Source organism: Desulfacinum infernum DSM 9756, from assembly GCF_900129305.1.
Classification (GTDB): domain Bacteria; phylum Desulfobacterota; class Syntrophobacteria; order Syntrophobacterales; family DSM-9756; genus Desulfacinum; species Desulfacinum infernum.
Window position 1 is genome coordinate 1 of sequence record NZ_FQVB01000033.1, and the last position, 22,713, is coordinate 22,713.

Annotated in this window: 22 protein-coding genes and 1 pseudogene; 9 read left to right on the forward strand and 14 right to left on the reverse strand. The window is 62.2% G+C overall.

Going from position 1 to position 22,713, the window contains the following annotated elements; genetic code table 11:
* Positions 1 to 433: 433 nt before the first annotated feature.
* From BUB04_RS14650 to BUB04_RS14680, 7 genes are all read right to left on the reverse strand, one after another.
* The gene (locus BUB04_RS14650) at positions 434 to 1,375 is read right to left on the reverse strand and encodes a (Fe-S)-binding protein (protein ID WP_073040815.1); all 942 of its coding nucleotides are present in this window, start codon (positions 1,373 to 1,375) and stop codon (positions 434 to 436) included.
* Positions 1,362 to 1,679: a 4Fe-4S dicluster domain-containing protein gene (locus BUB04_RS14655; RefSeq protein ID WP_073040817.1), complete on the reverse strand. Its 318-nt coding sequence runs from the start codon at positions 1,677 to 1,679 to the stop codon at positions 1,362 to 1,364. Before BUB04_RS14655 ends, BUB04_RS14650 begins: the two co-directional genes overlap by 14 nt.
* 79 nt (positions 1,680 to 1,758) lie before the next feature.
* A complete protein-coding gene (locus tag BUB04_RS14660; RefSeq protein ID WP_073040819.1) occupies positions 1,759 to 2,055 on the reverse strand; it encodes a hypothetical protein in 297 nt (98 codons plus the stop codon).
* Positions 2,056 to 2,105: 50 nt separating this feature from the next.
* Positions 2,106 to 4,028 (reverse strand): CoB--CoM heterodisulfide reductase iron-sulfur subunit A family protein, encoded by a 1,923-nt coding sequence (locus BUB04_RS14665; RefSeq protein ID WP_073040821.1) that lies wholly within the window; start codon positions 4,026 to 4,028, stop codon positions 2,106 to 2,108.
* Positions 4,029 to 4,066: 38 nt separating this feature from the next.
* On the reverse strand, positions 4,067 to 5,377 hold the full coding sequence (locus BUB04_RS14670) for a CoB--CoM heterodisulfide reductase iron-sulfur subunit A family protein (RefSeq protein ID WP_073040823.1): 1,311 nt from the start codon (positions 5,375 to 5,377) through the stop codon (positions 4,067 to 4,069).
* Between the two features lie 463 nt (positions 5,378 to 5,840).
* Positions 5,841 to 6,293 carry a hydrogenase iron-sulfur subunit gene (locus BUB04_RS14675; RefSeq protein WP_073040825.1) on the reverse strand — a complete coding sequence of 151 codons (453 nt, stop codon included), beginning with the start codon at positions 6,291 to 6,293 and terminating at the stop codon, positions 5,841 to 5,843.
* Positions 6,294 to 6,306: 13 nt separating this feature from the next.
* Complete coding sequence (locus BUB04_RS14680; protein WP_073040826.1) at positions 6,307 to 6,561, reverse strand: sulfurtransferase TusA family protein; 255 nt, start codon at positions 6,559 to 6,561, stop codon at positions 6,307 to 6,309.
* A 443-nt stretch (positions 6,562 to 7,004) separates the two neighbouring features.
* Here BUB04_RS14680 and BUB04_RS14685 point away from each other — a divergent pair, with 443 nt between their 5' ends.
* The 5 genes from BUB04_RS14685 (at position 7,005) to BUB04_RS14705 (ending at position 12,982) form a co-directional block, all read left to right on the forward strand.
* Positions 7,005 to 7,364 (forward strand): DsrE family protein, encoded by a 360-nt coding sequence (locus tag BUB04_RS14685; RefSeq protein ID WP_084076528.1) that lies wholly within the window; start codon positions 7,005 to 7,007, stop codon positions 7,362 to 7,364.
* A 232-nt stretch (positions 7,365 to 7,596) separates the two neighbouring features.
* A complete protein-coding gene (locus BUB04_RS14690) occupies positions 7,597 to 8,019 on the forward strand; it encodes a universal stress protein (protein ID WP_073040831.1) in 423 nt (140 codons plus the stop codon).
* A gap of 452 nt (positions 8,020 to 8,471) precedes the next feature.
* Positions 8,472 to 9,107 carry a GAF domain-containing protein gene (locus BUB04_RS14695; RefSeq protein WP_073040833.1) on the forward strand — a complete coding sequence of 212 codons (636 nt, stop codon included), beginning with the start codon at positions 8,472 to 8,474 and terminating at the stop codon, positions 9,105 to 9,107.
* Positions 9,108 to 9,200: 93 nt separating this feature from the next.
* Positions 9,201 to 11,822 (forward strand): PEP/pyruvate-binding domain-containing protein, encoded by a 2,622-nt coding sequence (locus BUB04_RS14700; RefSeq protein ID WP_073040835.1) that lies wholly within the window; start codon positions 9,201 to 9,203, stop codon positions 11,820 to 11,822.
* A complete protein-coding gene (locus BUB04_RS14705; RefSeq protein ID WP_073040837.1) occupies positions 11,819 to 12,982 on the forward strand; it encodes a protein-tyrosine phosphatase family protein in 1,164 nt (387 codons plus the stop codon). The genes BUB04_RS14700 and BUB04_RS14705 overlap by 4 nt, the downstream gene beginning before the upstream one ends.
* Here BUB04_RS14705 and BUB04_RS14710 read toward each other — a convergent pair.
* The 3 genes from BUB04_RS14710 to BUB04_RS14720 are packed head-to-tail and all read right to left on the reverse strand — an operon-like array spanning position 12,943 to position 16,472.
* Complete coding sequence (locus BUB04_RS14710) at positions 12,943 to 14,295, reverse strand: deoxyribodipyrimidine photo-lyase (protein WP_073040839.1); 1,353 nt, start codon at positions 14,293 to 14,295, stop codon at positions 12,943 to 12,945. The two genes, BUB04_RS14705 and BUB04_RS14710, sit on opposite strands and share 40 nt — an antisense overlap.
* A gap of 12 nt (positions 14,296 to 14,307) precedes the next feature.
* Complete coding sequence (locus BUB04_RS14715) at positions 14,308 to 15,120, reverse strand: DUF1295 domain-containing protein (protein ID WP_073040841.1); 813 nt, start codon at positions 15,118 to 15,120, stop codon at positions 14,308 to 14,310.
* Complete coding sequence (locus tag BUB04_RS14720; RefSeq protein ID WP_073040842.1) at positions 15,117 to 16,472, reverse strand: MFS transporter; 1,356 nt, start codon at positions 16,470 to 16,472, stop codon at positions 15,117 to 15,119. Before BUB04_RS14720 ends, BUB04_RS14715 begins: the two co-directional genes overlap by 4 nt.
* Before the next feature lie 56 nt (positions 16,473 to 16,528).
* Between BUB04_RS14720 and BUB04_RS14725 the strand changes: the two genes are divergently transcribed.
* Positions 16,529 to 16,936 (forward strand): DUF1499 domain-containing protein, encoded by a 408-nt coding sequence (locus BUB04_RS14725; protein ID WP_073040844.1) that lies wholly within the window; start codon positions 16,529 to 16,531, stop codon positions 16,934 to 16,936.
* A 42-nt stretch (positions 16,937 to 16,978) separates the two neighbouring features.
* Here the strand turns inward: BUB04_RS14725 and BUB04_RS14730 are convergent, their stop codons facing one another.
* Positions 16,979 to 17,395, reverse strand: coding sequence for a DUF2177 family protein (locus BUB04_RS14730; protein ID WP_073040846.1), 417 nt, complete (start codon positions 17,393 to 17,395; stop codon positions 16,979 to 16,981).
* Between the two features lie 115 nt (positions 17,396 to 17,510).
* Between BUB04_RS14730 and BUB04_RS14735 the strand changes: the two genes are divergently transcribed.
* From BUB04_RS14735 to BUB04_RS14750, 3 genes and pseudogenes are all read left to right on the forward strand, one after another.
* Positions 17,511 to 18,782, forward strand: a complete 1,272-nt coding sequence (locus tag BUB04_RS14735; protein ID WP_073040848.1) for an NAD(P)/FAD-dependent oxidoreductase — start codon at positions 17,511 to 17,513, stop codon at positions 18,780 to 18,782.
* A pseudogene (locus tag BUB04_RS18845) lies at positions 18,779 to 20,805 on the forward strand (DUF1365 family protein). The gene BUB04_RS14735 and the pseudogene BUB04_RS18845 overlap by 4 nt, the downstream one beginning before the upstream one ends.
* Positions 20,806 to 20,852: 47 nt before the next feature.
* A complete protein-coding gene (locus BUB04_RS14750) occupies positions 20,853 to 21,245 on the forward strand; it encodes a pyridoxamine 5'-phosphate oxidase family protein (RefSeq protein ID WP_073040850.1) in 393 nt (130 codons plus the stop codon).
* A gap of 113 nt (positions 21,246 to 21,358) precedes the next feature.
* Here BUB04_RS14750 and BUB04_RS20150 read toward each other — a convergent pair whose 3' ends face one another.
* The 3 genes from BUB04_RS20150 to BUB04_RS14755 form a co-directional block, all read right to left on the reverse strand.
* Positions 21,359 to 21,487 carry a hypothetical protein gene (locus tag BUB04_RS20150; RefSeq protein ID WP_281246608.1) on the reverse strand — a complete coding sequence of 43 codons (129 nt, stop codon included), beginning with the start codon at positions 21,485 to 21,487 and terminating at the stop codon, positions 21,359 to 21,361.
* Between the two features lie 162 nt (positions 21,488 to 21,649).
* Positions 21,650 to 21,826: a hypothetical protein gene (locus tag BUB04_RS19440; protein WP_178372009.1), complete on the reverse strand. Its 177-nt coding sequence runs from the start codon at positions 21,824 to 21,826 to the stop codon at positions 21,650 to 21,652.
* A 125-nt stretch (positions 21,827 to 21,951) separates the two neighbouring features.
* The gene (locus tag BUB04_RS14755; RefSeq protein ID WP_073040885.1) at positions 21,952 to 22,587 is read right to left on the reverse strand and encodes a CerR family C-terminal domain-containing protein; all 636 of its coding nucleotides are present in this window, start codon (positions 22,585 to 22,587) and stop codon (positions 21,952 to 21,954) included.
* Positions 22,588 to 22,713 lie beyond the last annotated feature (126 nt).

A 22,713-nucleotide genomic window follows, 5' to 3' on the forward strand; every position in this document is an offset into this window, starting at 1 on the left:
ATATCAGCGTAGCACTATACTGTCAAGTACAAATAGCGTATGCATATGAGATTAACATCTCATGTGTATCAATTCTCGGACAAGCTCCTAGGAGCCTGCCCGAGAACGGGTCTCCTTCCTCACCCGACAAGGGAGCCGCCTTCTTTCGTAGCCGCGGGGCTTCAGCCCCGCGGGGAGGGACCACCGTAACCCAATGAAAATGAAAGGTAATACCCGAAGATCCGGCCGAAGTTCTCGGATTCCTCCGCAGCCCTGAAGGGCTGCGCTGCGAGAAACGCGCTCGTCCTCAGGGTTTTCAGACAAGCTCCCAGCTTGTTCCTCCAGCCTCTCACCTTCGACCTATCCCCTTTCGCCCTCCGCCTTTTACCTTTTCCCTTTTACCTTTCGCCTTTTACCTTTTCCCTTTTACCTCTTCCCTTTTACCTTTCGCCTCTTACCTTTTCCCTTCCCCCGCCCGCCGGGCCAAGAACGACGCCAGGTCCTCAACGTCCGCCCCGGCCTTCTTCAAGTTCCCCATGCAGATGGGGCACATGGAAAGGATCGGCGCCCCCGTCCGGTTCAGCTGTTCCACACGGCGCTCCATGATCTCCCGGGAAAGCTTGGGCGACACCGATTCGGCCGGCCCGCCGCAACAGTGTGTGAGGGGGCCCGATTGCTGCACCTCGGCCACTTCCACCCCCACGTCGCGCAGCACGCGGCGGGGCATGTGGGAAAGCTTGAGATAGCGGCCGAAAAAGCACGGGTCGTGCAAAGTCACCCGAGTCCCGTTGGGACGGCCCGTCAACCGCAGCAGTTCGAAGTAGGTGCGCACCTGGAACTCCGCCCCCACATACTTGGGATAGAGCACCTTGAAGGCGTAGGTGGTGTGAGGGTCCACGGTGATGAGGGTCCGAACGCCCGCCTCTCGCAAACGCCCGGCCACGAACCGGGCGTGCTCCTCGAAGGCCTCCTGGTCTCCCAGGTCGTAGAGCAGGATACCGCTGTAGAGATCCAGGTCCGGCCGGTAGGCGAATCGAACGCCCGATTGCTGCAGCAGGGCAACGATGTCCTTGAGGATCCGTTCATAGGGGGCGCGCTCCTTGGGCGTGGCCATGAAGAGGGATCCCATCTGGACGAGGCGTTTGGGGACCCAGGATCCGTACCCCACGAAGGGGGCCCACCGCGTGTCCTCCAACATCTCCAGCCGGCGGGTGATCTTTTCGATGAACGGCACCGACTGCACCATGAGCCCCGTGTAGAAGAGCGTGTCGCCGTCGGTGGGCAGGGAGAGCTTTTTCCACCATCGGTTCATGGCAAAGTGGAAGGCCCCGAAGGGATTTCGAGTCTTCCGCACGTTTCCCGCAATGAGGTCCACAATCGTCTCAGGATGGTACATGACCGTCTCTCCTCCAATGATGGAGCACATACCGGCGAAGGCCCAGAATCAGCTCGCCGGGGTCCGCCTCGCGGGGACACGTCTGGGTACACAAGCCGCAATGGAGGCACCGCCACAGTTCCACGCCGTTTTCCAGGATGCGGTCCCTGGCCCCGATCTGGGCGTATCGGACCATCCGCCTTGGAAAATGCTCGTAGATGAGCGGACAGATGGCGGCGCAGGTGCCGCAGTTGAAGCAGTCCAAGGTGGTGGACACCCCGAACCGCTCCAGCTCCTCCGAAAAGGAAAGGTCCACGAAAGCCATGATGCGTCTCCTTCACAGGGCGTCCCCGGCGAAGCCGCCAAGGAACGCCGATCAACTCCAAGGCCGCCGTCTCCGGGGTTCACTCTGCCAGGCGGTAGGCGAAATAGGCGCCCTGCTTCTCGCCCTCCAGGACCACCCCGTATTTCTTGAGGGATGCGATCCACCAGAGAACTTCGCGGGGCAAGAGCCCCACCGCGTCCGCGATTTCCGGAACCGTCCTGGGCCCCTTCTTCAGTTCCCCGGTGATGGAAGCGATGATCTTTTTCTGTTCCTTCACCTGCGCCGACACCCGGCGGATGGTTTCCTGGCGGGCCGCCCGCAGCGCCTTCATCACTTCCTTGTCCACGCCTTTTTTCGTTTCCTGTTCGTTTCCCATGGAACCTTCTCCCGCTGTGTCCGATTTCCGGAAGGTCTTTCCTTGCCGGTTCAGGCCGCCGGGTCGGATGCGATGGCATCCACCATGGCTTCGAACTGGGCCAACGTGGATCCCTTCACCTGAATGGCCCCGGTGGGGCAGACGGCCACACAGGCCCCGCAGCCAAGGCACAGGGCGGACACCACCTGGGCGCGTCGCACCGTTTCTCCGTCCACCACCACGTCCACCCGTTCAATGGCCCCGTCACCCAGGCACGCCTCCACGCAGGCCCCCGTACCTCGGCACTTGTCCCAATCCACCTCCGCCACGAAGGGATCCAGCTGCACGCAGCCCTTGGCCAGCAGGGCGGACGCCTTGGACGCCGCCGCCGATGCGGCGTTGCATGCCTCGGTAACATCCATGGGAGCCTGGCAGGTCCCGGCCAGGAGCATCCCCGTGGTGGCCAGCTCCACGGGGCGCAGCTTGGGATGGACTTCCAGGAGGAATCGATCCGCGCCCACGGGAAGTTTCATCATCTTCACCAGATCCTGAATTCCTGCGGGCTCCATACCGACGGCCAACACCACCAGGTCGGCCGGGACCTGCACCTCTTCCCCGAAGGTCAGGGTGTCTTTCACGCGCACCACCAGGGGGGTTCCGGTGGGTCCGTCGGCACGCTCCACCCGGGGCGGATCTTCGGGCTCGAACCGGAAGAAGAGCACCCTGTTATGGGCCGCTTCCTGGTAGAGTTCTTCCTGTCCGCGGCCGTAGGCCCGGATATCGCGATAGAATTCAAAGACCCGCGTCCCGGGATACCGGGTGCGCACCTGGTTGGCGGCAAAGAGCGTGGCGGAACAACAGGTTCTGGAACAGTACTCGTTGAGATGCCCGGAGGCGTCTTCTTCGTGGACGCCTGGAATCTGGCGGCTTCCCACGCAGTGGATCATGGCGACGCTTCGGATCGGTCGCCCCCCCAGGGTCAGAAAGGATCCGTCGGCATCGGCGTCCCGCAGGGCTTCGATGAATTGGGGGAGCGTCACCACTTCGGGCATTTCGCCGTAGCCGTATTCTCCCTTCCGCGGTTCGTAGGGTTGGAAGCCCGTGGCCAGGACCACCACGCCCGTGTCCACCCGGAAACGTTTTTGGGCGGCGGGAGGATCCCCGAGGACGGCTCCCCGGGACGGAACGAATCGGGGACCGCCTTCGCCCTCCGACTTCAAGGCCGACAGGACGGCGGCATCCTCCGGCGCGGGCGGCTCCACCTCCACCTCCAGGGAAAAGTTTCCCACGTACCCGTCGAAACCCACCACGCGGGCACAGGAATGGAAGGAGATGCCCGGGTGTTCCATCACCTGCCGGGCCAGGGACAGGATCGCCTCCGAGGCGGCTTCGCCCGTGGGTGCCAGCCGGTCCAGGCTCGCCACGCGTCCGCCCGCGAACGGCGTCTTTTCCAGCAGAACCACCTCAAGGCCCCGACGGGCCAGGTCCACCGCCGCCCGAAGCCCCGCGATGCCCGCCCCGATCACGGTGGCACGGCGTCGGGCGTCCACCCGCAGAGGTTCCAGCGGCGTCAGCAGCCGGGCCTTGGCCGCAGCGGCCGAAATCAGCTTCAAGGCCTTTTCGGTGGCCGGATCCCCGTGATGAACCCAGCTCACCTGTTCCCGGATATTGGCATGTTCATAGACATAGGGGTTGGCGCCGGCGCGCTCCAGGGCGTTCCGGAAGGTGGATTCGTGCAGGCTGGGCGAACAGGAGGCCACAACGACCCGGTTGACCTTCCCGCTGCGGATATCCTCCATGATGAGCTCTTGGCCCGGATCGGAACACATGAACACGTTCCGCCGTGCCACCGCCACACCGGGTATCTTTTCCGCCTTTTCGCACAGGGCCTCCACGTCCACGTGATCGGAAATGTTTCCGCCGCAGTGGCAGATATACACGCCGACCCGTGGTTCATCGGCGACGTCGGGCAATGGGGTGCGCTGGTCTTCCATGGAAAAGCTCCGTCTCTTGAGTCCCGCGACTCGGCCTTCTAGGCCACGGCCTCCAGGGCCTTTTTTCGGGATTGGAGATAATTGGCCGCGTGCATGGCCGCAGCGCTGGCCTCTGCGATGCTGTCCACAATGTCCTTCAATCCCACGGCGGCGCCGGCGGCGAAGATCCCCTCTTCCACCGTGCGCGTGGGCGCCAGCTTCGGTTCGGGGCCGCTGATGAAGCCGTCCGGACCCACGGTCAGCGCGCACCGCCCTTCGGGATTCCAACCCGGCACCTTGCCCAGGGAAAGGACCACCAGATCGTGGGATGCCGTGGTCGTGCCTCCGTTGAGTTGATCTTCATAGCGGACCGTCACCGCTCCGTCTTCTCCCGGTTCGATCAGGGCCACCTTGGCCTTCACGAACTGGATCCCCATGGCCCGGGCGTTTTGGAAAAACTGTTCGTAGCCCTTGCCGAAGGCTCGGATGTCCATGTAATAAATGAAGATATCGGCGACCGGCAGGGCCCCGGAAAGGAGCATGGCCTGCTTGATGGCGTACATGCAGCAGATCCGGGAACAATAGGGAATCCCCATGCTCTTGTCCCGGGATCCGGCGCATTGCACGAAGGCGATGGAATCGGGTTCCATGCCGTCGGAAGGCCGAAGCACCCGGTTGTAGGGACCGTGGGGCGCCAGGAGCCGCTCCATCTGCAGCGCGGTGATCACATTGGGAATGGTTCCTGATCCGTACTGGGCCTTGTCCTCCAGGGGCGTGACGGAAAACCCCGTGGCCACCACGGCCGTGAGCGCCTCGATGACGATCTTTCGGGGCTGCTGATCGTAGACGACGGCCCCCGTGGGGCACACCTTGGCGCAGGTCCCGCACAGCATGCAGCTTTCCGGGTCCATCACCGCCACCTGCGGAACGGCGTTGGAAAAGGGGATGCAGATGGCCTTTCGAGCGGCGAAGTTCCCCTGGTCCGGATCGGGCACGTACACGGGGCAGTGGTACTCGCACTGGCGGCACCCGATGCACTTGTCCTCATCCACGTACCGGGGTTTTTGGCGCACCACGGCCCGCACCCGACCCCGGTCGTCCCGTTCCATGGTTTCCAGCTCGCAGTAGGTGAGCAGCGTGATCTTGTCGTGATGGGCCGCCGCCGCCATCTTGGGCGTGGTGATGCAGCTGGCGCAGTCCAGGGTGGGAAACACCTTGGAAAGGCGAATCATGGTCCCGCCGATGGATGCATCCCTTTCCACCACCACCACCGAATAGTCCTGGTCGGCCAGGTCCAGCGCGGCCTGGAGTCCGGCGATGCCGCCGCCCACCACCAGCGCGTCGTAAGACAGGGTTTGACAGGTCCCCATGAAAATCCTCCACCGGCAGGGCCATGGCCATGCCGTCCTAGAATCTCAGCGCCGCCGCCGAGGCCGCTCCTACTCCGAAAGACACTCATCTGCGCCCATGCGCGTCCATTCGCGGTTTTCTTCCACATGGATCGGACGAGCCTTTCTCCTTCCGAGGCCGCCACGGGCGGGCATAAAGCCCGCCCCTACGCGGATTGACATCTTTCGTAGGGGCGGGGTTTATCCCCGCCCACCACGCCCTCAGGTGGAGACGCCCGGTGAAAAGATCGCTTCGCCGAAGCCCCCGAAGCCCATACGACATGAGAGGCGTGACTCGACACCAGGAGACTGTCCGAGAATTCCACAAACCGTCACTCCCGCGCAAGCGGGAGTCCATAACTTACTGGAAATTCTGGATCCCCGCTTTCGCGGGGATGACGAATGGGCGTTGAACGAAGCAAATTCGCCATTTTCGGACAGCCTCCTAAGCGCTTTCGGCCAGCTCCGAGGCTTCGAGACGATCGCGGGCTTCGCTTCCCGGAAGTCCCAGTTCGCGGATCACCTCCTGCATCTGCTTGACCTCGTTGACAAACGCCCGGGTGCACACGGTGCAGATGGAAGTGAGGCGCAGCCGTCGGATGTCCAGGCCCCGCTCCTTCATGAGCTGATAGACCCGGTCGATGCGCTTGGCCAGAGCCTCATAGGCGCCCTCGTAAGGGCATTCCACGCCGCAGCTCATGACGATGATCCCGGAAATGCCCTTGTCGAAGCAGTCCAGGTAGAATCTTTCCGGAAAGAGGACCGGGGCCTTCACCTTCAAGATGTAGGTGTTGGCCGGGTAGGTGATGTGCGCCTGCCCGACGGCGTCCGCCCCCGGGTAGGCGCAGCTTTCCGTCGCCAGAATGAGGATCTTGCCTTGGCCGGCGGGTGTTCCCATGGCGATCAGCCTCTTATTTCCTGCGAACGACGAAAATGCGATCGTATCCGTCGGCTTCCTGATGGCCCAGATACTCATGGCCCACCTTCTTGGCCCACACCGGGATGTCGTTCTTGGTGCCGGGATCGTTGGAGAGAATCTCCAACACCTCCCCCACCTTCACCTTGCCGATGGCCTTCTTGGCCTCCAAAAGCGGGCCCGGGCACGCGCTCCCGCGGGCGTCCACAACACTCGCTGCCTGAACGGAACTGAGATCCACAGCGGACATGGTCTGTCTCCTTTCTCGGTGCTTGGGTTGTCTGGTCGGCTTGGCGGGTCGATTGTTCGACCGTCACCCGTACCAGGAACAAGGTTCATGCCAGGGATCGCCGGACTCCACATAGGGTACTGGATTCACAGCCATTACACGAACCGCGCAGGACCCCGAAAGGGGCGGCGGAAGATGTCCTTGAGGCCCGGGGCACCTGTTCAACTGAACAACACCCGTTAAATAGGCTTAACGGTTTTTGAGCACCCTCACGAAACGGTAGCCGGCCCCGGGCGGTCCCATGGGCAGGAGCGGGGCCGGAAAAGGCCGGGAAATTCCCTATAGGGAGCAATTGGCAGAGATCTTGCCTCGCATATGGAAGGACAGCCGGGGAAATCCGAGAGGAAGGGTCGAACACGATCCCGGAGCCATCCCTTCAAACCGTCACTGAAAGGAGTCTTATCATGAAGCTTTGTTTTGTCATTTCCATCGGGTTCGAGCGGTCCGGCAGCGCCACCCGCGCCATGCAGTTTGCCAGCATCGCGGCGGAGGAGGGAAATCACGTGGAGGTCTTCTTGATCGACGACGCCATCCATTGGGCGCAGATGGGCATGGCGGAAGGGATCCGTTCCTCCACGGGCGAGCACATGAAGGATCTTCTGGACACCCTGATCAGGCGGAAGACCCCCATCCACGTGTGCAAGGCCTGTGCGGACAAGCGGCTGGTGTCTCCGGACGACCTGGTGGACGGCGCCGTGATTTCCCCCGCCCCGGTGCTGGTCCAGATGATGGCCGATCCGGAATACAAGGTGCTCACTTTCTAAGGGGCCGTCCGAAAACGCAGCGGATGATCTCTTTTCTCGTAGCGCAGCCCTTTAGGGCTGCGGAAAAACCCCCGAACGTTGGATGGGATATTGCGTATTTCCTGTCGCTTCATGAAGTTGAGATAGCCCTCTCCGCGGGGCTGAAGCCCCGCGGCTACGAAAAGAGCGGCCATAGCCCGGGCTCTTGTTTCGGAGAGCCATTGTCGGACAGGCTCCCAGGAGGCTTTCTTCCATGCTTCAACGGATCCTCGTGGCCTTCAAGTTTTCCCCGGCGGGCGCCCGCACCCTCCTGCAGGCCGCCGAACTGGCGCGGGTGCACGGCGCCCGCCTCCACATCTTTCACGCCCTCGACTACCGGCTCCTCCACCCGGCAACGCCCGACGAGCGCATCGTGGCCATGACCCGGGAAGCGGAAGAGCGCTTCGAAAAGGAATACAAGAAATACCTGGAAGGGTACCCGCGCTACGGCTTCAACTGTTGGGAGGCCGACCCGTCGGTGGAAATCTGCAAGCTGGCCGAAGACATGGCGGCGGACCTGGTGGTCATCGGCTGCCATCAGGTGGGTGACCGCCCCGGCATCTCGCGCCTTGGCATGGTGGGGCTGGCCATCGTTCAGACGGCGCCCTGCATGGTGCTGGTGGTGCCCTGCCCCTGACGGCCCCCCGAAAACCTTTCCGAGCCTCCCCTCCCAGCAGCCATGGCCGCCGCCACAAGCACGACGATGCGCGACCGTTCCCCGTTGGGCATGGCGCCCGACCCCGGATTCTCCGTCGGTTTCCCGCCCGCCGCCCCTTTGCTTTTCCTTCCCTGCAAGTTAAACATATTCAAGAAATGCCAATCGCTATTTCATATGATTTGATACTTTTGAATTCATCCTGAAAAATTCCCCGCACTCTCGATCTTCTCCTGAGCCTCTGGCCCTATGGATAGTCCCAAGTGAAAGGACTCGACCAACAACGAAGGAGGAGGCCATGCAGATCAAGATGGGCAGATTCGCCAGGAACGCCAAAGGATAAGGAGGGCTTTTTCCGGCCGTTCCGCCGGATGGGCCTGGAAGCACCAACGTGGTCACTCCCATGCCTCGAGCATGGGAGGAAAGGAAAAAACATGAAAAGACACCTCATGAACTACGAGACGTTTCTTCGGATCGCCAACGCCATCGGTCACTCCCGAGACCCCGAGGAGGTGATCCTGACGACGGTGGAAGGTGTGAAAACCGCACTCAACGTCAAGGGCTGCGCTCTTTTCCTGATCAACAGGAAGACCGATCAGCTGGAACTGGCGGCATCCTACGGGCTGAGCGACGAGTACATCAACAAGGGCCCGGTGAGCGCCCTGCGTTCCATCGCCGCGTCTCTGGAAAGCGGACCGGTGGCCATCCATGATGTGGCCGATGATCCCCGGATCGAGTACCCGGAGGCGGCCAGGAGGGAGGGGATCGCTTCGATCCTTTCCGTCCCCGTGTTTACCGGTGGCCGTGTCATCGGGGCCATGCGGGTTTATACGTCCGAGCCCTGGGATTTCACGCTGGATGATGTGAATTTCGTGCAGGCCTTGGCCCAGATCGCCGGCATGGCCCTGGATATGTGCCGTCTTTACAAGGGTTACAAGGAAAGTCTCGATGTCCTGAAAACCCTGCGGGAGGCCCAGAAGGTCCGCACGACCCGGCGAACCCCCTACGAAGGCGTGCCGCAAAGCGTGGACGCCGGCGATCTCCAGCGCCGGGAGCCGGCGATCGCCTGAGGACCGAAGCCCGACGGGACCCATTTGCGACTTGATCCGATCCGCCCGTCGGGTTCGAATAATGGCTCCGGATGGAGAAGGCCTTGCTTGTCCATGCACCGCCGGGGGACGGCCCCCAACGGAAAGTTGCAGCCCATGCGCCTCCATCACCCCCCTTCCCTGTGGGACCGCCTGGCCGGTCTTGTGAGCCCCCGCCGCAGACTGGTCCACACGTACGCCCGGTTTCGCCGGCTTCTCCGGGCCGACCACAGGTGCCATCGGTGCATGGCCACCCTGGAGCGCGTCCATGGAGAAGACCCGCCCGTGGATTTCCACAAGGTGCGTCGCATGGCGGCGCTCCTGGAGCGTCATGCCCAGGCCCTGGTAAAAGAGCTCGAGGCCATGGCCCCCCGGCAGGGAAAGGCGGCGGAGGCCGCCCTGGACCGGGTGCGCCGTCGCATGGCCCCGGCCCTGATCCCGGCATCCCTTCCCGCGGACTCGCCCCTTGTCGTTCCCATGGACGAAGCGGGGGGCCTCGGGGAAGATCTCCTGGGCGGTAAGGCCCTTCAGGCGGCCCGTCTGGCGGGCCTCGGCCTTCCCGTTCCCCGGTCCTTCGTGGTCACTTCCCGGGCCTTTCTCCACGTCCTGGCCCACAACCATCTGGGAGAAGAGACGGCCCGTTGGTTGGGGCGCCTGGACGCCTCCAATTCCAAAAAGCTTGGCCGCACGGCGGAAGCACTTTGCCGAAAGCTGGAAAAGTGCCACCTTCCTCCGGACCTGCTGGAGGCCGTGGGCGAAACCCTTCGACGGGTTTTCGCAGACGAGGCGGATTCCGTTTCCCTTTGCGTTCGAAGCAGCGCCGTGGGGGAAGACCGCACCCACTCCTTCGCGGGCCAGTACCTGAGCGTGCTCCATGTACCGCCCTCGGCCTTCCCCGACGCCTATCGGCGGGTGATGGCGAGCAAATACACGGCCAACGCCCTGGCCTACCGGGTGTTCAACGGATATTTGGACGAAGAAACCCCCATGGCCGTCCTGGTCATGGAGACGGTGGACGCCGTCCGGAGCGGAGTGGCCTACAGCGCGGACCCGTCCACGGGCGATCCCCGGCGTCCGACCGTCTACGGCGTGTGGGGCATGGGCGAGATGCTGGTGCAAGGGGAAGCCGCACCGCAAGTGGTGATCCTGGACCGAACCACGCTCTCGCTCCACGAAAATCCCACACGGCTTTCCCAACAGACCGAAAAGTTGGTCCTGAGCCCCGGCGGCGGCCTGGAGCGCCGTCCCCTGACCGAAGAGGAAAAGGCGAGGGGCCCGGTGGACGCTTCCCTGGCCCGCCTTCTGGCCCGACACCTCCTGGCCTGCGAAGACCTTCTGGGCGGGCCCGTGGACATGGAGTGGGCCGTGGACGCGCGGGGACGAACGTGGATTCTGCAGGCGCGGCCGCTCTTCGTTCAGGCCCCCCGGCCGGAATGTGCGGCGAGAGAGGCGCCGCCGGAAGAGAGGGTGCTTCTTTCCGGCGGAGAATGCGCCTGCCCGGGAACGGCGGTGGGACGCGTGGTCCACGTGGAATCCCCTTCGGACTTGCCCCGCGTTCCCCCGGACGCCGTGGTCACCGCCGCCGCCCCCTTTCCCGAATTGGCCACCATCGCCGACCGACTCCAGGCCGTCCTCACCGATGCGGGCTCGGTGGCCGGACATTTTGCCTCGGTCGCCCGTGAAAAGGCCATCCCCCTGTTGGTGAACACGGGGTCGGCCACCACGGTCCTGCGGCCCGGCCGAATCGTCACGGTGGATGCCACGGCCCGAAGGGTTTACGCCGGCCTGGTATCGGGCCTTCTGGATCCCGCCTGCCGCCTGGGCCGGCTTCCGGCGGACCGCCCCGTCAAGGCCCGGCTGCGGCGGCTTCTGGATTGCGTTTCCCCCCTGCATCTGACGGATGCCGCCAGCCCCGAATTCCGGGCGGAAAATTGCTCCACCATCCACGACATCCTGCGCTTTTGCCACGAAACGGCGCTTCGCGCCATGTTCGGGGCCCACCGGCGGGGACGCACCGTGAGGGGAGCTCGCAGGCTCTCGAGCGACCTGCCCTTCCAGCTCTACCTTCTGGATCTCGGGGGAGGCCTCGCCGGCGCAACGGGTCGTTCCGGGGCCGTTTCCCTGGAAGATGTGGCCAATCCCTTGTTTCGAGCCCTTTGGAAGGGATTGTCCTCTCCGGACGTGTACTGGAGCGACAAGGTGCGCCACATGGACTGGGAGGACTTCGACCGGGTGAGCGCCGGCGTCTTTTCCCTGGACTCCCAACTGCTGGCCAGCTTCGCTCTTCTTTCCTCCGATTATGTCAATGTCCACCTGCGCTTCGGCTATCACTTCGCCGTGGTGGACGCCTTGGGCGGCGCAGGGAACGCACGCAACCACCTGCGCTTCGCCTTCACGGGCGGCGGTGCCGATCTGAGCGGCCGGCAGCGGCGGATTCTTCTTCTGGAGCGCGTCCTGGAAAGATCGGGGCTGACGGTGGAACGGCGGGGAGACCGGCTGGAAGCCCACGCCCGGGACATCCCGCCCCACCGTCTTCCCCGAATGGTGGAAATGCTGGGCCACCTCCTGGGAATCACCCGCCTTCTGGACATGCGCCTCCAAACGGAAGAAGATGTGCGGGAAGAAGCGGCTCGGTTCTTCGCCGCCCATCCCGATCTTTTAGAGACATCCCCCCGTGGAGGAGTAGGCAACCGGTGAGTCGATACCCGCTCACGTGGATCACGGAACAGCTGGCGGCGGGCCACGCCCCCATGTCCCATGCGGATCTGGAATCCCTGAGGCGACAGGGCGTGGACGCCATCCTCAACCTGTGCGCCGAATTCTGCGATCTTCACGAGATCGAAGAGAAAGCGGGCTTCGAAATCCACTACCTTCCCACCGACGACGAAGGCATCCCGGACCCGACGGCCCTGGAGCGGGCCCTGGACTGGCTGAACGCCTGTCTCTTTACCGGCAAGAAGGTGCTGGTCCACTGCCGCTTCGGTATCGGCCGCACCGGTACGGTCCTCACGGCCTTCCTGCTGCGCCGGGGGTACGCCCTGAAGGAGGCCCGCAAGATTCTGGAAGGATCCCGCGCCCGGCCGGAAAGCTACGTCCAGTGGAAGATGCTCCGCCGCTACTGCCGCCGGGAAGGTTCGCCGGGCGTTTGCCGTTTCGATCTCCGCGAAAGAAGCCTCGTGGATCTCTCTCCCTACTTTTCCGAATATGAGGAGATCCTTCGGGAGGCCGACGAGGTCTTCGATCGGCAGGCCCCCGATCTTCCGCGCTGCGGGGATGGAACGGACGCCTGCTGCCGCCGGCTCCTTTACCTGCAGCTCGTGGAGGCGGTTCATTTGAACCACCGCATGGGAAAGGAGATCCCCTGGGACGAGCGGCTCCGGGCCGTGGAGCGGGCGGCGACCTTCCGGAAGCGCCCGGCACCTCCTCCGCGGGAGCGAACCGGGATCTTCGCCGCCCTATTCGGCCGCTACGCGGCCCCTCCCCCGGACCGGGAAGAACCCCGTCGGGAACAAATCCTTACCCGATGCCCGCTCAGCGTGGACGGCCGATGCCTGGCCTTTCCCTTCCGGCCGCTTCTGTGCCGGATCCACGGGCTCTGCGTCCGCTACGACGGCCGGGTCTTCTGCTGGGGATCGGGAAAGGGCCCCGCGGAATCCTCACCCAGCGCCCCCTTCGACCTGGACGATGTTCGCCGAAGACTGGACCGGCTTTCCCGAAGACTCCTCAGGGACCTCACCGGGAGGGAGCCGCCCGACACGGCCGGGCTGGTCTTCCCCCTGCCGGACGTGGTGAGCGGCGCCTTCGCGCGCGACTGTCTCTATGCCCTGGAAGGCAGGTGGGACGTCTTTTCCAGGTAGACGGTGAGATCCAACTTGCGGCGCAACCCCTGGGGGGTCATGGAGCGGACCTGGCCGAAGATGGGGCGTTCCTTGAACGGCCGGTCGTGCAGGCCGAGGCACCAGGCCACGCCCACGTAGCTGGAAGGATCCCGCCCGTCCAGGGCGTACTTGTTGTTGAGATAAAGGCCCACCCGAAAGGCCTCCCGGGGGTTTCGGGTCCACAAAAGAAGCTGTCTCCCCCAGTACATGCGCATGTACCCGTGGATCTTCCCGAAATGGACCAGCTCCCTCTGGGCCGCGTTCCACGCCGGATCTTCGGTCCGAGCGGCTTCCAGCTCTTCCCGGGAATAAAGCGCCGGTCGGGGGTCGCGGGCGTGGCGGCTCAGAGTGTCCCGGGCCCAGGCCGGCAGCCCCTCCCAGGCATCGTAGGCGGGATTGTAGTAGACCGCATTGACGGCCAGCTCCCGGCGCACCACCCGCTCTTCCAGGAATGCCTCCGCCCCTGCACCGCCCCTCCGGGACGCCTCCCACGCGGCTTCCAGCGGCGACAACTGGCCGAAATGCAGATAAGGACTGAGGCCGGAACAGACGTCCCGGCCGGGATCATTCCTTTCCTCGGCGTAGCGTTCCAGCCGCTCGTCCAGAAAGCGCTGCAGGGCCTGGCGAGCCGCCCGGTTTCCGGAACCAAGAGGCACCGTTGGCACCGATCGGTCCACGACCAGGCGCCCGAGAAGGCCTTCCACGTCCAGCGGCACGGAAGATGGAAAATCGCCGCCCGAAAACCGCACGCGCGGGGCCTTTTCTTCCATGGGAGTCAAGAACCGGTCCAGCGCGGGCCGGATACGCCGGCGAAGCACCGCGGCGCTCACCGCCTGTTTGGGATAGGCGGCCTCCACGGGCACCACCACGTCCGTTTCCACCTCCACAAACGGCCGCTCCAGTCGCTCCGCCACCTGACGACGCCAGAGTCTCTGATGGTGCAGATACCCGCAATCGGTCACCACCAGCGCCGCCCGGGCCCCGTAAGAGGCGACCACTTCCGGGGGACTCCCCACCTCCACCACGAAGCCCGCGCCACGGTCGGCCAGGTCGCGGCCGGTTTCCGCAAGCCCTTCCAGCATGAAGGCGTAATGGCGCAGGTTCGCTTCGGGATAATCGGGAATCAGGCAGAAGAGCACCAGCACCGGGCGTCCCTTACGGTCGGCCTCGTCCACCGCGTACTGGAGCGCATGGTTCCAGGACGCCCTTTGCGAGGCCTGCATCCAATAGAGGACGTAGCGCCCCCGGGCGGATCTTCCCGTGCTCCGCGGACGGATCCTTTCCTGCTCCATGGGATTCCCTCCTCAAGCACCGCCGGGTCCGTTCTTCCTGCGCTTCCTGGGAAACCAGGGAACGAAGGCGCTGGTCCTTTCTACGTATTCCTGATACTCGGGGCTCTTTTCCTTCATGACGCTTTCCAGAAGCGTTACACCGGAAACCCTGAGAAGTAGAAACGTGATGAGCGCAGGCCCCACGACGGTCCACCCACCACGGGGGGTGGATAGAGTCACCAGATACATCCCCCACCACACGAGGGTCTCTCCGAAATAGTTGGGATGGCGGCTGTAGGCCCACAGTCCCCGGTCCATAATTTTGCCGCGGTTTTCAGGCCGACGAAGAAACCGAAGCAGCTGAAAATCGGCCGTGGATTCCAACACGATACCGGCAAGCGAAAGAGCCGCTCCCACCAGATCCAGCGCCGTGATCCGGGCCGGTTCCGCCGAAGTGCACGCCCATTGGACGGGCAGGGAAACGATCCACAAAAGAACCCCTTGGAGCAGGAAGACGCTCCAGAGGCTCCTGACGGCAAAACGCTCACCATGGGCCTTTCGCATGGCCGCATAGCGCGGATCTTCTTCCTTGCCCCAGCTGCGGCCCGTGATGTGCGCCGACAGTCTGAGTCCCCACAGGGTGGTCAGGGTGGTCACCAGCAGCCTGCGTGCCCCATAGCCTTGGCCCGCCCAGAAACTGATCCAGGCAACCAACACGAAACCCAGGCCCCAGAAACGATCCACCAGGCTGGCCTTCTTTTTCCAGACGGTGTAGGGCCAAAGGGCCGTCATGAGCAGGAGCGCCGCCGCCAAGTTGATCGCAAACAAAGTGCCCGTGGATGTCATGTCTCCGCTCCCCGCTGTTCGATGGCCCGGATCAGGGCGCGGTGCGCGGCCCTGTCCAGGGGATAAGCCCACGCCACCGCCATGGAAAGGACGTTGCTCAGACAGGGAACCAAGGCATAAAGAAGCCTCAGCCGAAAGATCACCGGCTCGCTTTGCATCACGTTGGGTTCATACCCCGCCCGCCCCAGGAGCCACAGGCCCAGTCCCACCCCCAATGCCGCACTCAGTTTCTTCGCCACGGACCAGACCCCCACGTAAAACCCTTCGAGCCGATCCCCCGTGAGCCACTGGTGATAATCGATCACATCCGCCTGCATGGCCGAAGGAAGGGCCAAGGCTCCCCCGAAGCCAACCCCGGAGAGGGCCACCAGGATGCCGTAGGCGGTCTCGTCACCATAACCGAGGAAAAAGACGCCGGCAAAGGCCCCCGTATTGACGGCCATGGCCAGGAGCCAGCCCCGTTTCTTGCCGATGCGGCGGGCCAGAGCGATCCAGCCCGGCAGAAACAGGATTCCCGTGAGAAAATAGACCATGAGAAAGACGTCGGCCTTGGAGGAACCCAACACGTACTGCACGTAGTAGAGGATGAGGGTGGCAGGCAGATTGTTTCCGAAAGAACTGATGGTGTAGGCGATGAGAAGGATCACAAAGGGTCGGTTTTCCAAAGACCTACGCAAGTCCTGGAGAAAATTGGGCGCCGTCTTCCTGGGGTCGGTCGCCCACTCTCTTTCCGTAACCAACCAAGCGCACATCCAGCACGCCGCCACCAGGATAGGCGCATAAAGGCCCCCCATGACCATGAATTTGGCCCGCTCTCCGGCAGAGTCCGCTCCGAGATCCAAAATGCGCCCCAAAAGTGCCGGGGACGCCACCGCCAGCACGATCCCCACCATCACGAAACCGTCGCGCGTTCCCAAAAGCCGGGTGCGCTCATCGTAGTCCAGGGTGATTTCCGGCCCCCAGGCCTCGTAGGGCACCTCCACCGCCGTCCAGAAAAGGAAAACACAGAAGATCGATACGGCAAACCAGCCGAACGACGAGCCGATTTCAGCGGCGGGCGGATTGAAAAGAAGCCACAGAGAAACGGCCAGGGGAAAGGTTCCGAACAGCAGGTAGGGACGTCTTCGCCCCCAACGGGTGCGGGTGTGGTCGGAAATCCGGCCCAACAGGGGATCGGTGAAGGCGTCGAAGATCCGAACGAAAAGCAAGACGGCTCCCACCCATGAGGCTTGCAGCCCCACCGTATCCGTGTAGAATTTGGGAATGTGCACATAGAGAGGTAGCCCCACCACGGCCAGGGCCAGAGCGGGAAGGGCGTAGGCCAAGCGAATTCTTGCGGGAACCTGTCTCATCGACTTCAACCTTCTCAACTCTCGAAGAATCCATTCCGGCGAATAAGGAGACGGCCATGACCCCAAATCCCTTGGCAGACTGCGGCCCATCGCCCAACTGCATCTCGTCCACCGCATCGGATCCCGCCAAGCGGATTGCCCCGATGACGCTGTGCGCCCCGCCACCGCAAATGATGAGGGTTCTTCGCCAAATCCTGCTTTCTTTGGGGCGGACACGCATCGTGGAGGAGACCCCCGTCTATCTTCGAGCCGAGTGCAAGAGCCTGCTAAGCTTCGTGGACGATGTGGAATTCCACCTGGACCTGGACCACAAGGTTCTTCACATGCGCTCGGCATCTCGAACCGGCTTCTGGGATCTGGGCGTCAACCGCCGACGACTGGAACACATCTGCAAAGAACTGCGAAAAAGATGTGGGGGAGTCAGGGAAGAGCCTTGGACGAGGCGTGACCCAGCGAAGCCATAGGCGAGATGCTTGGCCTTCACAGACGGCTTTCCATCACCTATCTCAGCCGATCCAGCGGTCCAGGCGGTAGGCGGCGGCGGTGACCAGCGAACAAAGCACCCCGCCCCACGCCGTATCGGCAAAAGACAAGGCCACGGGCCATTTGTCCAGGGTGGACAGGTTGGTGAAATCATAAACCCCGTAGAGCGTCACACCATAGAGAAATCCCCACGCCAGAGCGGAGAAGAACGGATTGGCCGGATTCACCCGCGGCAGCGCAAACAGCAGAATCCCGGCCGGAATGAGCAAATAGACCACAAAGGCGGCCCACCACAAAGGCGCCAGGGCGTCGCCCCTGAGCCGGGCCAGAGCCCCCAGCTGGGCCTTGTAGAATTTGGGCATGATGAGTCCCAGATAGGTGAGGTCAATGGCCAGGAAGATGACGACCGTTCCCACGTAGAGTTTCAGGTTGTGGCCCATGGAGTCCTCCTTCTTTTAGGGGGGCCTTGATTGTTCATTGACTCTAATTGTTTTGGAAGTTAATCATTGGTGATTCCCTTGCAACTTCCTTCCGTCTTTCCCCACAGGAGGCTCCATGAGCAGCAGATCCCGGCACATCGCCGTCATCGGAAGCGGCATCTCCGGGATCGTAGCCGCCCACATCCTGCAACAAAAACATCGGATCACCCTTTTTGAAAAAAACGATTACCTGGGCGGACACACGCGCACCGTGACGATTCCCCACGGGCGGGATCAGGGCCTGGCGGTGGACACCGGATTCATCGTCCTCAACCGACGCACCTACCCCAACCTTCTGCGATTTTTTCGGCAGCTGGACGTGGCCGTGGCCAAAACGGACATGGCCTTCAGCTATTGGGACCGGGCCCAGGATTTCTACTCCGCCGGCACGGGTTGGGCGGGGCTCCTGGCCCAGCCCCGCAACCTGAAAAATCCCCGCTTTCTGCGCCTAATCCTGGGAATCCCTCGTTTCTTGGCCCAAACCCGAAAGAAACTCCTAAGCGGCGCCCTGAAGGGGCTGACCCTGAACGAGTACCTCCAAAGGGAAGGATTTTCCGCACCCGTGATCCACGATTTTGTGCTCCCCATGGCCGCCGCCATCTGGTCCACTCCCACCGCCCGGGTGGGGGATTTTCCCGCGGAATCTTTTGCACGATTCTACGATAACCACGGCCTGCTTTCCCTGATTCGAAGACCTTCCTGGTACTACGTGCGGGGGGGCAGTCATCGTTACGTGCAAGCGTTTCTGAAGCGCTTTACGGGAACGGTCCTCACAGGGCACCCCGTCCGAGAAGTGCGGAGGCATGCAGACGCTGTCACGGTGGTGGACCACAACGGCACGGCACATTCCTTCGACGCCGTGGTCATCGCCGCCCACGCCGATGAGGCCCTGGCCATGCTGGCCGACCCCTCCGACGACGAGCGCGCCCTGCTTTCGCAATGGCAATACAACCGCAATCGAACGGTCCTGCATCGCGATCCCTCGTACCTTCCACCCAAGTCCGGTGTTTGGGCCGCTTGGAATTTTCTAAAAAATACAGGCCCCCAGGGCGCCCAGCCCCTGACGTTGACCTACTACATGAACCGCCTGCAAAAACTCCCCACGCCCACACCCTACTGTGTCACGCTCAACCCCTTCGATTCTCAGCCGGTGCAAGAGGAGGTGGCCGCCTTTGACGACACCCATCCCATGTACACCTTTGAGGCGATGGAAACCCAAAAGAATCTGGACAAGCTGAACGGGGTCCGGCGCACCTATTTTTGCGGCGCCTATTTCGGCTACGGATTTCACGAAGACGGAGTGCGATCGGCCCTGGCCGTCGCCCGACACTTTGGATTGGAACTATGAAAACGATTCGCCCCTCGCTTTTCGACGCCGCTGTGGAACACCGCCGACGGGAACCCGTGGAACATGCCTTCCGTTATCCGTTGCGGCTCTTCGGGTTCGATCTGGAAGAATTGCCCCATATCGCCCGCCGCCTTCCCCTTTTCGGACTCAACCGCTGGAACCTTTTGTCCATCCACGACCGAGATTATCTGGACCCGGGGGACGCCCCCATCCGCGAGAAACTGGAACGGCACCTGCGCTCTGCGGGCCTGGACGCTTCACCGGCGCGCGTGGTGTTGGTGACGTCGTCTCGCCATCTCACCCGGGTTTTCAATCCCGTGAGCTTCTACTTTTTTTTCGACGTGCATGAAAACTGGATCGGAATGGCGGCGGAGGTCAACAACACCTTCGGAGAAAGGCATCTCTACGTCCTGACCAACCCGGAATCGGATTCCCAGGAGGGCCTTCACCGTTATTACACGGACAAAGCCTTTCACGTATCCCCATTTCACGACATGGAGGGCCGATACGAGTTCCTGGTTCGGGATATCCGAAAGGGATTGGACATCCGGATTCGCCTCTTGAAGGAAGGGCGGGTGGTCTTTGAAGCCCACCTGGAAGGGAGGCCGGTTCCCCTCACTTCCGCCAACCTGCTCAAGGATCTGGCGCGCCGCCCGGCCGTGGCCCACAAGACCATGCCCCGCATCCTCCGGGAAGCCTATCATCTCTATCGGGACCACAAATTGCCGGTTTACGCCAAGCCCGCGGCCCGAGACGCCTGGACGTTGATCAAGAACCCGCCGTCCCCCTTGGACCGCAGGCTCCAATCCTGGTTGTTCCATCTTTTCAACCACATCCAAGTGGGGTTTCTCACCGTCCGCCTTCCGCACGGTTCCGTTCGGTCTTTCGGGCGATCGGGGACGGAGCCCTCCGTGGAGATCCAAGTCCACGATCCCGGATTCTTCCGGCGAGTCTTCTTCGGAGGCGACGTGGGACTGGGCGAATCCTTCATGGACGGGGCGTGGGAAACATCGGATCTCACCGGATTCATCACGTTGCTCATCCTTAACCGGGACAGACTGGAAGACCGACAGAGCACCCTCTCCAGGCTCCTGTCCTTCCTGAACAGGTGGCGCCACTTGGCGCGGGCCAACACGCTTCCCGGCGCCAAACGAAACATTCGCCGCCACTACGATCTGAGCAATGAACTCTTTGAAGCTTTCCTCGACAAATCCATGACCTATTCCTGCGCCGTCTTCGAAAGGGAGGACGAGGATCTGGAAACGGCCCAATTGAGGAAACTCCGGCGCATCATCCGCAAGGCCCGGCTGGGACCCGACGATCATGTGTTGGAAATCGGATGCGGCTGGGGCGGCTTCGCCCTTCTGGCCGCCCGGGAGATCGGCTGCCGGGTTACGGGAATCACGGTCTCCGAAGCCCAGAGGCGCCTGGCGACGGAGCGCATACGCCGGGCCGGGCTCCAGGACCGGGTGACCATCCTTCTCAGCGACTACCGGAAGGTCCGGGGGCGTTTCGACAAGATCGTCTCGATCGAAATGCTGGAAGCGGTGGGCCACGAATATTATTCGGACTTTTTCGCCTGCTGCGAGCGTCTGCTGGCACCACACGGGCGGTGGTGCTCCAAACCATCTCCATCCCCGATTTTCGATATGAAAGTTACCGAAGGGGCTGCGACTGGATCCAAAAATACATCTTTCCCGGGGGCATGCTGCCGTCTTTGAGCGCCCTGTGCAGCGCCATGGCCGGAGCATCCCGTTTGCACGTGGAATCCCTGGAAAATATAGGCATTCACTATGCGCGGACACTTCGCCTGTGGCGACAGCGCTTTCTTGAAAACTGGGACCACATCCGGACGCTGGGTTTCGACGACACCTTCCGACGCATGTGGCTTTACTATTTGTGCTTTTGCGAGGCGGCCTTCGCCACCCGCACCCTCAACGACCTGCAGCTGGTGCTGAGCCGCCCCAACAATCCGGCTTTGGATAGGGAGGTGAGCGGTGACGACGGGGGCACCTATGCTTAGTGTTCGTCTTGGAACTTCAAACTCACTGTGCAGACGGGAGGAGAATCATGGATCTCAGGAATTATTTTGAAAGTCAGAAGGGTTTCGGCGTGCTGGCAACAGCCGACAAGGACGGGAACGTGGACGCCGCGGTGTATGCCCGACCCCACGTGATGGAGGACGGATCCCTTGCCTTCATCATGAAGGATCGACTGACCCATCACAACCTTCAGTCGAACCCCCGCGCCGCCTATCTTTTCAAACAGGACGGCCCCGGGTACAAGGGCAAGAGGTTTTTCCTGAAAAAGATCAAGGAAACGGAAGACTCGGAGACCATAGAATCCTTGCGGAGAAAGTTCTATCCGACCCGGAACGAAGAAGCCGGAGCCAAGGAGTTCGCGGTTTTCTTCCAGATCGAAAAGGAGCTTCCTCTGATTGGATCCGGGGAAAAAGAAGATTGACAGGCAAACTTTACATTTCCTGTGGGAGCGGCGCGAGCCGCGACGGGACATCCATCGCGCCTTTCGGCGCTCCCACGGGAAATCGGCTTGATTCGCCTTCAAAAGATCGGCCGTCAGGAATCCTGCCGTTTGAAGTCGCCCGCGTATCGCCCGACGGTGGCGTCATCCACGCAGGATTCGACAATTTCCGCTTCCAAGGCGCCCGGATCCTTCAGAGCCTCCAGGGGGACAGAAAAACTCATTTCCTGCGCGGTCCTGAACCCGGACCAAGACTCGCCCTCTCTTAAGTTCGCTCTTGGCGGCATCCTTCAGGCAGTGCGTGACTGAAAAGTGGAAAGCCCGCCCCATGGGCGGGCCCCTCATGACAAGATTGCAATCGGTCCTTCAAGGCTATCCCTATGGTATCAACCGCCGGCAAAGGGCTGGGGAGACGTCGCGTCTTCCACACAATTCTTGAGCTCTTCCTCGCTCATTTCCGTGGGTTTTTTCAAAACATCCACGGGGCAGACAAATTCATTGCCGGCCTTGTCCTTGACCCATACGAATTGTTGCCGCTTGGTGGGGGTGGATACATCACTCATGGTTTCCTCCTTGGTTGGGGAGCAACGGGTTGGGAAAAACCTCCATAACATGCGTTAATTGTAACCACTCCCGAGACCTTGGCAAGGGGGGAACGGAAAATGTTGAGTTTCGCTTCTTGAAGATGTCAGCTTTTTCCATTGGTCATGGTTGCGTGAATGCCGGCCAGGGAAAAACGGGTGATGTGATCCGTCAGGCGGTCCACCAGGTCGTCGGTGACGGGAGCGTCCAGCAGGTATTCCAGGTCGCGATGGCGCAGCATGCAGGCCGCGCGGCACTGGCCCACCACGCTCAGTTCGCAAAAGAGCACCTGGGGATCGGACGGATCCTTCCCCAGCAGATCAGCCAGGATCCGGAGCAGTACGCGGCGGTGGGGTTCGATGAGCTGCTGCCAGATCTCGTTCACCAGTCCCGTGGGATGGATGAGCTCCATGAAGTAGAGACGCATAAAGAGGTGGGAGGCATCCGGCTCCACCACGTGGCGCAGAAAGCGCCTCACGAAGGCCCGGAGCCTTTCTTCCGGGTCCAAGTGGGCGGGGATGTCCGCCGCCGTGGGCTTTCCCAGGGAAAAGGCATACTTCCAGGCTTCCACGTACAAAGCGGCCTTGTTGCCGAAGTGGTAGTTCACGGCCGCCACGTTGGCCCGGGCACGTCGGCAGATGTCCGCCACCCGCGCCGCCTTGTACCCCTTTTCGGCAAAGACCCGGCAGGCGGCGTCCAGAAGCCGCTGGCGTGTTTCCATTCCGTCACGCCTTTGTTTCATTTTGGTGTTCTCCCCGGCCAGGCCGCGCCGGCCGCACATTTCATTTGACAATCTAAATAAAGTGCCGTAGACAGCAAATCCAACGTTTATTTGAAATAGACTTTTAACCTTGTCAAGCTCCATCTG

Excerpts from the sequence above, each read along its gene's own strand:
- BUB04_RS19440 (WP_178372009.1), bottom strand. The coding sequence starts at position 21,826 with ATGAGTGATGTATCCACCCCCACCAAGCGGCAACAATTCGTATGGGTC.
- BUB04_RS14650 (WP_073040815.1), bottom strand. The coding sequence starts at position 1,375 with ATGTACCATCCTGAGACGATTGTGGACCTCATTGCGGGAAACGTGCGG.
- BUB04_RS14655 (WP_073040817.1), bottom strand. The coding sequence starts at position 1,679 with ATGGCTTTCGTGGACCTTTCCTTTTCGGAGGAGCTGGAGCGGTTCGGG.
- BUB04_RS14755 (WP_073040885.1), bottom strand. The coding sequence starts at position 22,587 with ATGAAACAAAGGCGTGACGGAATGGAAACACGCCAGCGGCTTCTGGAC.
- BUB04_RS14680 (WP_073040826.1), bottom strand. The coding sequence starts at position 6,561 with ATGTCCGCTGTGGATCTCAGTTCCGTTCAGGCAGCGAGTGTTGTGGAC.
- BUB04_RS14695 (WP_073040833.1), top strand. The coding sequence starts at position 8,472 with ATGAAAAGACACCTCATGAACTACGAGACGTTTCTTCGGATCGCCAAC.
- BUB04_RS14700 (WP_073040835.1), top strand. The coding sequence starts at position 9,201 with ATGCACCGCCGGGGGACGGCCCCCAACGGAAAGTTGCAGCCCATGCGC.
- BUB04_RS14725 (WP_073040844.1), top strand. The coding sequence starts at position 16,529 with ATGACCCCAAATCCCTTGGCAGACTGCGGCCCATCGCCCAACTGCATC.
- BUB04_RS14675 (WP_073040825.1), bottom strand. The coding sequence starts at position 6,293 with ATGGGAACACCCGCCGGCCAAGGCAAGATCCTCATTCTGGCGACGGAA.
- BUB04_RS14660 (WP_073040819.1), bottom strand. The coding sequence starts at position 2,055 with ATGGGAAACGAACAGGAAACGAAAAAAGGCGTGGACAAGGAAGTGATG.
- BUB04_RS14690 (WP_073040831.1), top strand. The coding sequence starts at position 7,597 with ATGCTTCAACGGATCCTCGTGGCCTTCAAGTTTTCCCCGGCGGGCGCC.
- BUB04_RS14710 (WP_073040839.1), bottom strand. The coding sequence starts at position 14,295 with ATGGAGCAGGAAAGGATCCGTCCGCGGAGCACGGGAAGATCCGCCCGG.
- BUB04_RS14665 (WP_073040821.1), bottom strand. The coding sequence starts at position 4,028 with ATGGAAGACCAGCGCACCCCATTGCCCGACGTCGCCGATGAACCACGG.
- BUB04_RS14735 (WP_073040848.1), top strand. The coding sequence starts at position 17,511 with ATGAGCAGCAGATCCCGGCACATCGCCGTCATCGGAAGCGGCATCTCC.
- BUB04_RS14715 (WP_073040841.1), bottom strand. The coding sequence starts at position 15,120 with ATGACATCCACGGGCACTTTGTTTGCGATCAACTTGGCGGCGGCGCTC.
- BUB04_RS14720 (WP_073040842.1), bottom strand. The coding sequence starts at position 16,472 with ATGAGACAGGTTCCCGCAAGAATTCGCTTGGCCTACGCCCTTCCCGCT.
- BUB04_RS14730 (WP_073040846.1), bottom strand. The coding sequence starts at position 17,395 with ATGGGCCACAACCTGAAACTCTACGTGGGAACGGTCGTCATCTTCCTG.
- BUB04_RS14685 (WP_084076528.1), top strand. The coding sequence starts at position 7,005 with ATGAAGCTTTGTTTTGTCATTTCCATCGGGTTCGAGCGGTCCGGCAGC.
- BUB04_RS14750 (WP_073040850.1), top strand. The coding sequence starts at position 20,853 with ATGGATCTCAGGAATTATTTTGAAAGTCAGAAGGGTTTCGGCGTGCTG.
- BUB04_RS14670 (WP_073040823.1), bottom strand. The coding sequence starts at position 5,377 with ATGGGGACCTGTCAAACCCTGTCTTACGACGCGCTGGTGGTGGGCGGC.
- BUB04_RS20150 (WP_281246608.1), bottom strand. The coding sequence starts at position 21,487 with ATGAGTTTTTCTGTCCCCCTGGAGGCTCTGAAGGATCCGGGCGCCTTG.